The organism is Azospirillum sp. P4_B5, from assembly GCF_056402275.1.
Window position 1 is genome coordinate 108,409 of the sequence record NZ_JBFUHT010000038.1, and the last position, 8,404, is coordinate 116,812.

Consider the following 8,404-nt stretch of genomic DNA (forward strand, 5'->3'; position numbering starts at 1 on the left):
CCCAGGGCGTACCCATGACCTCCGGGAACCCCGCGCGGTTGGGCGGACGTCCGAGAAGGCAGACCGGTTGATCGGTTGGGCGCGTCGATTTGATCCCTGCGACCCATCCGCGGTTGGTTCCGCGGCGGGCCCGGCGACCGGATGGTCAGCCAGGGCGTTCGCGGGATTGCACTTCTCTTACATGGGGCCATAAGAGCCAAATGAGACAAGGACCGAACTCCAGGCGCTCGCGCGGTCGTGGCAACGGCGGCGGTGGTGGCGGAGGTGGCGGCGGCGGTGGTGGCGGCGGTGGCAGCCGTCGGCAGAACGTTCCGCTGCGTCACCAGACCTTCGACAGCAATGGTCCGGACGTGCGCATTCGCGGCAACGCGTGGCAGGTCCATGAAAAGTATCTGGCGCTGGCCCGCGACGCCTCCTCGTCCGGCGACCGCGTCCAGGCGGAAAACTACCTTCAGCATGCGGAGCATTACTTCCGCATCATCAACCAGATCCAGGAATCCGAAAACCGCCAGCGCGGCAACGTCGGCGCCGCTGGCCTCGGCCCGCAGCCCAGCGTGGGCAATTCGGCGGAGGACGAGGACGACGGCGAGATGGGCGACGAGTCCGACACCGCCGCCGACGAACGGACCCCGATGAGCGCCTGATACGACTGTCCGATGCCCGTCAGTCCTGAGGCCGGCGACTCCCGGTTTCAGGGCTGGCCGGCTTCAGGGCTGGCCGGCTTCAGGCCCGGCGAATTTTCAGGACGGCAGGTCTTCGGCCAACGCCACCGGGTCGTCCACCGCGATCCGCCCCCCATGCACCACCCGGGCATAGACGCCGCACTGCGTGTGGTCGTAACCGCGCTCCAGAATGGGAAGCGTGTTGAGGTCGCGCGCGCCGGTCGCCGGGTTGACCTCGCTGGAGGGCCGGCAATCCTTGTGGTCGCAGATGCGCAGGGTGACGTCGCCGACGGTCAACAGCGCGCCGATCCACTGGCGTTCCACCCAGGGCTCCAGCCCGTCGATCATCAGGTTGGCTCGGAAGCGCCGCGGATCGACCGGCTGTTTGGCCACCCGCTCCTCCAGATCGCGCACGCTGGCGAGATTGAGGATGGAGACCGCGGCCTCTTCCCGGTCGGTGAAGGAAAAACCACCGCCCTGCGCCGGGTTCCTGGCCTCGGCCAGCTTGGGCAGGCCGGGAGCCGCCCCCGCCAGATAGGCGGCGAAGAACTGCTCCACCAGCATCCGGCCCATCGGCTGGTCCAGGCGCCCACGCGACACCGGCTTGCCGCCGCGCCGGATGATCAGCGACTGGGTGGCCTCGTCGAATTCGGTGTCGAGCAGCGCCAGCTTCTCGTTCCGGTCGAGCGTGAAGAAATCCTCGTTGGGGCGCCAGCCCTCGACATCCGGGGTCAGCGCCGCCGGGCCGTGCAGCAGGCCGAAGCGCCGGTCAAAGGGGAGGGGTTGGCCGGTGACGAGGTCAACGGCGGGAAGATCCTGGCCGCTCAACCCCTTCACGGGGTAGCGGCGTATGGTGGCGACGGTCGCGGGCATTGCATCGCACAATGGTGGGACCGGTTCGCTTCTGTCAACCGTCGCAATCGAAAACCGTCACCAGCGCTCGGCCAAAGGCTCCCGACCCTGGAACTCGGCGATTCGCCGCCGCGTCGCGGGGGAGGTGTCCTCCGGCAGCCGGTCCAACGGGAAGAAGCGTGCCTCAAGGATCTCCACCCCGTCGGCCTGGAGCGTTCCCGACCATCCGCGCGCGACGAAGACCGCCACATGGTCGCTCGCTCCGTGCCGGAAGCGGGCGTAGACGCCGAAGGGCTGCGGGCCGCTCTCCACGGTCAACCCGACCTCCTCCCGCACCTCGCGGCGCATGGCCTCGACCAGCGTCTCGCCTTTTCCGACTCCGCCGCCCGGAAAATGCCAGCCGCCGACATAGCTGTGGCGGATCAGCAGGACCGAGGCCGTGCCGCCGCCGGCGCCCTCTCCGGTGCCCGAGTCGTCCAGGATGATTCCCCGCACCCCCATGGTCAGCGGGCGCGCCACCCAATGCCACATGTTGCGGCCGTGCCAAGCCAGCCGCAGCAGGGGGGAGGTCAGGCCGGGTCGCAGGGCCTTGGGCGAAGGGTCGCGCGGGGTGCTGGTGGGCGTGGCCGTCATGAAGGCGGGAGTCCGTGGCATTGGGCGAAAACCCTAGCCTTTTCCCACGGGCCGCGGAAAGCCACCCTTTCGGCGCGGGTCCGACAAAAGCAATAACCACGCATGCCGGGGGGTCTTGCATACGCATGGGACTCTCCCACATCTACGGCGACGCATGCATCCTTGCGGATCGCACTGGTAACGTGGATCGGACTGACCGGGCTGCCTCGCGGACGGTCGGCGATGAAGGGAGCACATCATGGACTTCGAAAAATACACCGAGCGCAGCCGTGGCTTTGTGCAGGCGGCGCAGACCCTGGCCCTGCGGCGCGGCCATCAGCGGCTGACGCCGGAACATCTGCTGAAGACCCTTCTGGACGACAAGGAAGGCCTGGCCTCCAACCTGATCCGGGCGGCCGGCGGCGACCCCGCCCTGGCGCTGTCGGGTGTGGACGCCGAGTTGGACAAGCAGCCCAAGGTGGAAGGCGCGGGCGCCGGTCAGGTGTATCTGACGCCGGAACTCTCCCGCGTGTTCGAGCAGGCCGAGACAGTCGCCAAGAAGGCCGGCGACAGCTACGTCACGGCGGAGCGCATCCTGCTGGCGCTCGCCATGGCCGACGGCACGCCGTCCGCCGCCGTGCTGAAGCGCGCGGGCGTCACCCCACAGGCGCTGAACACCGCGATCAACGAGGTGCGCAAGGGCCGCACCGCCGACACCGCCAGCGCCGAGCAGGGCTACGACGCGCTGAAGAAATACGCCCGCGACCTGACCGAGTCGGCGCGCGAGGGCAAGCTCGACCCGGTCATCGGGCGCGACGAGGAAATCCGCCGCACCATCCAGGTGCTGGCGCGGCGCACCAAGAACAACCCCGTCCTGATCGGCGAGCCCGGCGTCGGCAAGACCGCCATCGTCGAGGGCCTCGCCCAGCGCATCGTCAAGGGCGACGTGCCGGAAGGGCTGAAGAACAAGAAGCTGCTGTCGCTCGACCTCGCCGGTATGGTGGCCGGCGCCAAATACCGCGGCGAGTTCGAGGAGCGGCTGAAGGCCGTGCTCCAGGAGATCCAGGCGGCGGCGGGCGAGATCATCGTCTTCATCGACGAGCTGCACACGCTGGTCGGTGCCGGCAAGGCGGACGGCGCCATGGACGCCTCCAACATGCTGAAGCCGGCGCTGGCGCGCGGCGAGCTGCACTGCGTCGGCGCGACCACGCTGGACGAGTACCGCAAGCACATCGAGAAGGACGCGGCGCTGGCCCGGCGCTTCCAGCCCGTCTTCGTGCCCGAGCCGACGGTGGAGGACACCATCTCCATCCTGCGCGGCCTGAAGGAGCGCTACGAGGTTCACCACGGCGTGCGCATCACCGACGCGGCCATCGTGTCGGCGGCGACCCTGTCGAACCGCTACATCACCGACCGCTTCCTGCCCGACAAGGCGATCGACCTGATCGACGAGGCGGCCAGCCGCCTGCGCATGGCCGTGGACAGCAAGCCGGAGACCATCGACGAGCTGGACCGCCGCATCATCCAGCTCAAGATCGAGCGGGAGGCGCTGAAGCGCGAATCCGACGAGGCCTCGCGCGCCCGGCTCGCCAACCTGGAAGGCGAGCTGGCCGACCTGGAGCAGGAATCCGCCGAGCTGACCGCCAAGTGGCAGGCCGAGAAGGACCAGCTCCAGGGCGCCCAGAAGATCAAGGAGGATCTGGAGAAGGCCCGCACCGAGCTGGAGCAGGCCCAGCGCGACGGCAACTGGGGCCGCGCCGGCGAGTTGGCCTACGGCGTCATCCCCGACCTGGAGAAGCGGCTGAAGGAGGCGGAGGCCCACGCCGCCAACCGCATGCTGAACGAGGAGGTGCGCGACAGCGACATCGCCGCCGTGGTCAGCCGCTGGACCGGCGTGCCGGTGGACAAGATGCTGGCCGGCGAGCGGGAGAAGCTGCTGGCGATGGAAACCCGCCTGAAGACCCGCGTGATCGGTCAGGACGAGGCCATCGTGGCGGTGTCCAACGCGGTGCGCCGCGCCCGCGCCGGCCTGCAGGACCCCAACCGGCCGATCGGCTCCTTCCTGTTCCTCGGTCCGACCGGCGTCGGCAAGACCGAGCTGACCAAGGCGCTGGCCGAGTTCCTGTTCGACGACGAGACGGCGATGGTCCGGCTCGACATGTCGGAATACATGGAGAAGCACTCCGTCGCCCGCATGATCGGCGCGCCTCCGGGCTATGTCGGCTATGAGGAGGGTGGGGCGCTGACCGAGGCGGTGCGCCGCCGGCCCTATCAGGTCGTCCTGTTCGACGAGGTGGAGAAGGCCCATCCGGACGTCTTCAACGTGCTGCTCCAGGTGCTGGACGACGGGCGTCTGACCGATGGGCAGGGGCGGACGGTGGATTTCCGCAATGTGGTCATCATCATGACCTCGAACCTCGGCTCCGAGGTGCTGGCGGCCCAGCCGGAAGGCCAGGACAGCGGCGCCGTGCGCGACGAGGTGATGGAGGTGGTGCGCGCCCACTTCCGGCCGGAGTTCCTGAACCGGTTGGACGAGATCCTGCTGTTCCACCGCCTGGACCGCAGCCACATGGGCGGGATCGTGACGATCCAGCTCGGCCGGCTGGTCAAGATGCTGGCCGACCGCGACATCACGCTGGAGGTGGACGAGGCGGCGACGCACTGGCTGGCCGAGGCCGGCTACGACCCGGTCTATGGCGCGCGTCCGCTGAAGCGAGTGATCCAGCGGGAGCTTCAGAACCCGCTGGCCACCATGATCCTGGAGGGCCGCGTCGCCGACGGCCAGACGGTCAAGGTGGGGGCGGAAGGCGGCGAGCTGACCATCAACGGCCTGCCCGTCTCCGCCCAGGTGCGCAGCGCCGCCACACAGCCGGTGACGACGGTGCATTGATGACGATGCAGGCGGGGGGCCTTTCGCGAGGCCCCTCGCCCGTCACGTCACCACGAACTCCCGGGCCACCGCGGCGAAGTGGCAGGAGGCCGCCACCACGACCAGCGCGTGCCAGACCGGGATGTTGTAGGGCAGGCGGTCCAGCGTGTGGATGAAGGCGCCCACCGTGTAGACCACCCCGCCCACCGCCAGCAGAAGCAGCGTCGTTGGGGACAGCGACCGCCACAGCGGTTCGGCCACCGACAGGATGGCCCAGCCGAGCCCGAGATAGAGCACGAAGCCCAGCCGCTCGTACCGCCAGGAGGCGAACAGCTTCAGCGCCACCCCGCCCAGCGCCACCACCCACACGGCGACACCCAGCGGGATGCCCGCGGCGCCGTCCAGACGGTTCAGGGTGAAGGGGGTGTAGCTGCCGGCGATCATCACATAGATCATCGCGTGGTCGAGCCGCCGCAGCACCGCCTTGCGCCGGCCCGGCGGGGCCAGGTTGTAGGCGGCCGACGCGCTCAGCATGCCGACCAGCCCGGCGCCGTAGGCGACCAGCGACACCATCTCGGTCGCGGAGGCGTGGCCCGCCGTCACGATCAGCAGCCAGGATGCGCCGATCAGGCCGGCGATCACGCCGATGGCGTGAATGACCGCGTCCGCCGCACGCTCCCCCGCCGTGTGGACGGGAAACTCGAAGCAGGAATCGGGTTTCATGGGACCAGCCTGCCGGAAAGCCGGACGGATGGAAAGCCCTCCACCGGCACTCCACCCCCATCGGAATCGTTAACCCCGCAGGGTTGGGCGGGGCGGATGGACTTGTCTCCCGGACAATAAAAGGCGGGCAGGCAGGCCGTCGCAGCGCTATGGTCCGCAGCCCGACGCGGTTCCACGGACCGGTTCAAGAAGACGCTTCAGAACGATCATGACCAGACGATCCAGCTTCGCCGCCGGCGCCCGCGACACCCTGCCGATGGTCATCGGCGCGGCGCCCTTCGGGGTGATCTTCGGCACGCTGGTGGCCGCCGGCCCGCTGGCGGCGTGGCAGGGGCAGCTCATGTCCCTCTCGGTCTTCGCCGGTTCCAGCCAGTTCATTGCGCTGGGGCTGGTGGCCGGGCACGCCGGGCTGGCGGTGATCTGGCTGACCACCCTGATCGTGAACCTGCGCCACGCCCTCTACGCCGCCACGCTGCTGCCGCACGTCGCCCATCTGCCGGCGCGCTGGCGTTGGACGCTGGGCTTCTTCCTGACGGACGAGACCTTCGCGGTGATGGCCGGCTACTACGCCCGGCACCCGCGGGCGCCGCTCGGGCACTGGTACTTCCTGGGCTCCTGCCTGTCGATGTACGCGAACTGGCAGTTCTGGACCCTGGTCGGGCTGCTGTTCGGCGCGGCCTTCCCGCAGCTCCAGTCGCTGGGGCTGGACTTCGCGATGGTCGCCACCTTCATCGCCATCGTCGTGCCGCAGCTCGCCAGCCTGCCCAACTTCGCGGCAGCGGTGGCGGCGGGGGCCGTGGCCTATCTGGGGCAGGACGTGCCCTACAAGCTGGGGCTGATGGCCGCCGTGGTGGCCGGCGTCACCGTCGGGATGGCCCTGCAACGCCGGCGCTCCGGCGGGCTGGAGGCCGGACGGCGGGAGGAGGAAGCGGCATGACCGGGACCGTCCTGACCAACACCGTCATGATCCTGGGCATGGCGGCGGTCACCGTCTTCGTGAAGGCGGCGCTGTTCGTGCTGGGCGATCGGGTGGTTTTCCCGCCGCTGCTGAAGCAGGCGTTGGGCTTCGTCCCGGTGACCGTGCTGACCGCCATCATCGTGCCGATGATCCTGTCGCCGAACGGCGAGGGGCTGGAGCTGACCTGGAGGAATCCCCAGCTCGTCGGCGCGCTTGCCGCCGTGCTGGCCTGCGTGGTGACGGGCAAGCAACTTCTCACCATCGCCGTGGCGCTGGGCGTCTTCTTCGCCTGGCAGTTGGGCGTTCTCGCCTAAGGGCTGGGCTAAGGGTCGGCGCCACTTTCCTGCCACAAACAGTGCATAGCCGTTCTGCCGCGGCGCGGTGGCGCGGGTGGGGGCGCATCCTGTATGGTCGCCCGATCGAAAGGGCTACCCGACAGAGTCCGTGATGACCAGACGCCTGCGCCTCGTTCCCGTCTCCCTCGCCATAGCCTGCGCGGTGATGCTGACCGCCTGCACCACGGGCGAGCGGACCAACCGCGCGCCCGTGGTGCAGGGGACCGCCAGCGCCTCCCCCGCCGGGCTCGACACCGTCTCCGGCGAGTGGGAAACCGACAAGACCACCGCGCTGCGGTCGCAGCCGAGCAACGGCGCCCCCATCGTCGCCACCTTTCCGCCCGGCCAACCCCTGAAGGTTCTGGGCCGCGCCCGCGGCACCGATTGGGTGGCGGTGCAGGCGGTGGGGTCGACCGCCTATGTGCGGATGCATTTGCTGCGCCTGCGCGGCAGCGCGCCCATCCAGACCGCCCGCGGCACGACGACCACCCTCGCCAAGCCGGAGGACAACGCCGGCCCTTCGATCAAGGCCGCACCGCGCCGCAGGATCGAGGCGACACCGATCGCGAACTGAGGCGGGGGGGGACCGCTTGCCCCCACCCCCGCCCTCCCCCGCTGTCGCAGGGGAGGGAGATTTCTGCGAAGCGGCGGCAGTCCCCTCCCCTGCGTCAGCGGGGGAGGGTTAGGGTGGGGGCAATGATGACTGTGGCTCTCAGAATTCCTTCCAGTCGTCGTCCTCGCTGACGTTGCGCTTGAGCGCGGCGCCCGGATGGGCCGCCGGCTTGGCTGCGGCTCGCGAACGGGGCGCCGGAGCGGCCGGACGCGCCACCGGCGCGACGTGCCGCGGTGCCGCAGCGGTGGCCGCAACCGCGACCGTAACGGCCCGCGGGTCCAGCTTGAAGAAGCCGATCAGCCCCTTCAGGTCGTTGGCCTGACCGGCCATGGCCTGAGCGGCGGCGGTGGTTTCCTCGACGAGCGCGGCGTTCTTCTGGGTCATCTCGTCCATCTGCGAGACGGTGGCGTTGATCTCGTCGAGCGCCGCCGCCTGCTCCGAGGAGGCGGAGGCCATCTCGGCGATCAGCCCGGCGACCTGCTGGACACCCGACACGATGCCCTCCAGCGCGTCGCCGGCCTTCTTGACCAGATCCACGCCGTCCTTCACCTGGGCGTCACTGTCGAGGATCAGGCCCTTGATCTCCTTGGACGCCTGGGCGGAGCGCTGGGCGAGGTTGCGCACCTCCTGCGCCACCACCGCGAAGCCGCGCCCGGCGTCGCCGGCCCGCGCCGCCTCCACCGCCGCGTTCAGCGCCAGCAGGTTGGTCTGGAAGGCGATCTCGTCGATCACCCCGATGATGTCGGTGATCTTGCGGCTCGACGCCTCGATGCGCTTCAT

The 8,404-nt window shown here is 69.6% G+C and carries 9 protein-coding genes; 5 read left to right on the plus strand and 4 right to left on the minus strand.

Annotated features, from left to right (window positions below; all coding sequences use genetic code 11):
- Window positions 1-200: 200 nt before the first annotated feature.
- The gene (locus AC1DVI_RS24690; protein WP_476960214.1) at window positions 201-644 is read left to right on the plus strand and encodes a DUF4167 domain-containing protein; all 444 of its coding nucleotides are present in this window, start codon (window positions 201-203) and stop codon (window positions 642-644) included.
- Window positions 645-740: 96 nt separating this feature from the next.
- Here AC1DVI_RS24690 and AC1DVI_RS24695 read toward each other — a convergent pair whose 3' ends face one another.
- Entirely contained in the window at window positions 741-1,535 is a 795-nt protein-coding gene (locus tag AC1DVI_RS24695) for an MOSC domain-containing protein (protein WP_476960215.1), read from the minus strand.
- Window positions 1,536-1,592: 57 nt separating this feature from the next.
- On the minus strand, window positions 1,593-2,147 hold the full coding sequence (locus AC1DVI_RS24700) for an NUDIX domain-containing protein (RefSeq protein ID WP_476960216.1): 555 nt from the start codon (window positions 2,145-2,147) through the stop codon (window positions 1,593-1,595).
- Window positions 2,148-2,385: 238 nt separating this feature from the next.
- Here AC1DVI_RS24700 and clpB point away from each other — a divergent pair, with 238 nt between their 5' ends.
- On the plus strand, window positions 2,386-5,016 hold the full coding sequence (gene clpB, locus AC1DVI_RS24705; RefSeq protein WP_476960217.1) for an ATP-dependent chaperone ClpB: 2,631 nt from the start codon (window positions 2,386-2,388) through the stop codon (window positions 5,014-5,016).
- Between the two features lie 42 nt (window positions 5,017-5,058).
- Here the strand turns inward: clpB and trhA are convergent, their stop codons facing one another.
- Complete coding sequence (trhA, locus tag AC1DVI_RS24710; protein ID WP_476960218.1) at window positions 5,059-5,718, minus strand: PAQR family membrane homeostasis protein TrhA; 660 nt, start codon at window positions 5,716-5,718, stop codon at window positions 5,059-5,061.
- A 208-nt stretch (window positions 5,719-5,926) separates the two neighbouring features.
- On the opposite strand from trhA, the gene AC1DVI_RS24715 reads away from it, so the two are divergent.
- From AC1DVI_RS24715 to AC1DVI_RS24725, 3 genes are all read left to right on the plus strand, one after another.
- Complete coding sequence (locus AC1DVI_RS24715; RefSeq protein ID WP_476960219.1) at window positions 5,927-6,655, plus strand: AzlC family ABC transporter permease; 729 nt, start codon at window positions 5,927-5,929, stop codon at window positions 6,653-6,655.
- Window positions 6,652-6,990, plus strand: a complete 339-nt coding sequence (locus tag AC1DVI_RS24720) for an AzlD domain-containing protein (protein ID WP_199230075.1) — start codon at window positions 6,652-6,654, stop codon at window positions 6,988-6,990. Before AC1DVI_RS24715 ends, AC1DVI_RS24720 begins: the two co-directional genes overlap by 4 nt.
- 133 nt (window positions 6,991-7,123) lie before the next feature.
- Complete coding sequence (locus tag AC1DVI_RS24725) at window positions 7,124-7,585, plus strand: SH3 domain-containing protein (RefSeq protein WP_476960220.1); 462 nt, start codon at window positions 7,124-7,126, stop codon at window positions 7,583-7,585.
- Between the two features lie 138 nt (window positions 7,586-7,723).
- Here the strand turns inward: AC1DVI_RS24725 and AC1DVI_RS24730 are convergent.
- Window positions 7,724-8,404, minus strand: a 681-nt coding sequence (locus AC1DVI_RS24730; protein ID WP_476960221.1) for a methyl-accepting chemotaxis protein, incomplete at its 5' end; no start/stop codon positions are given.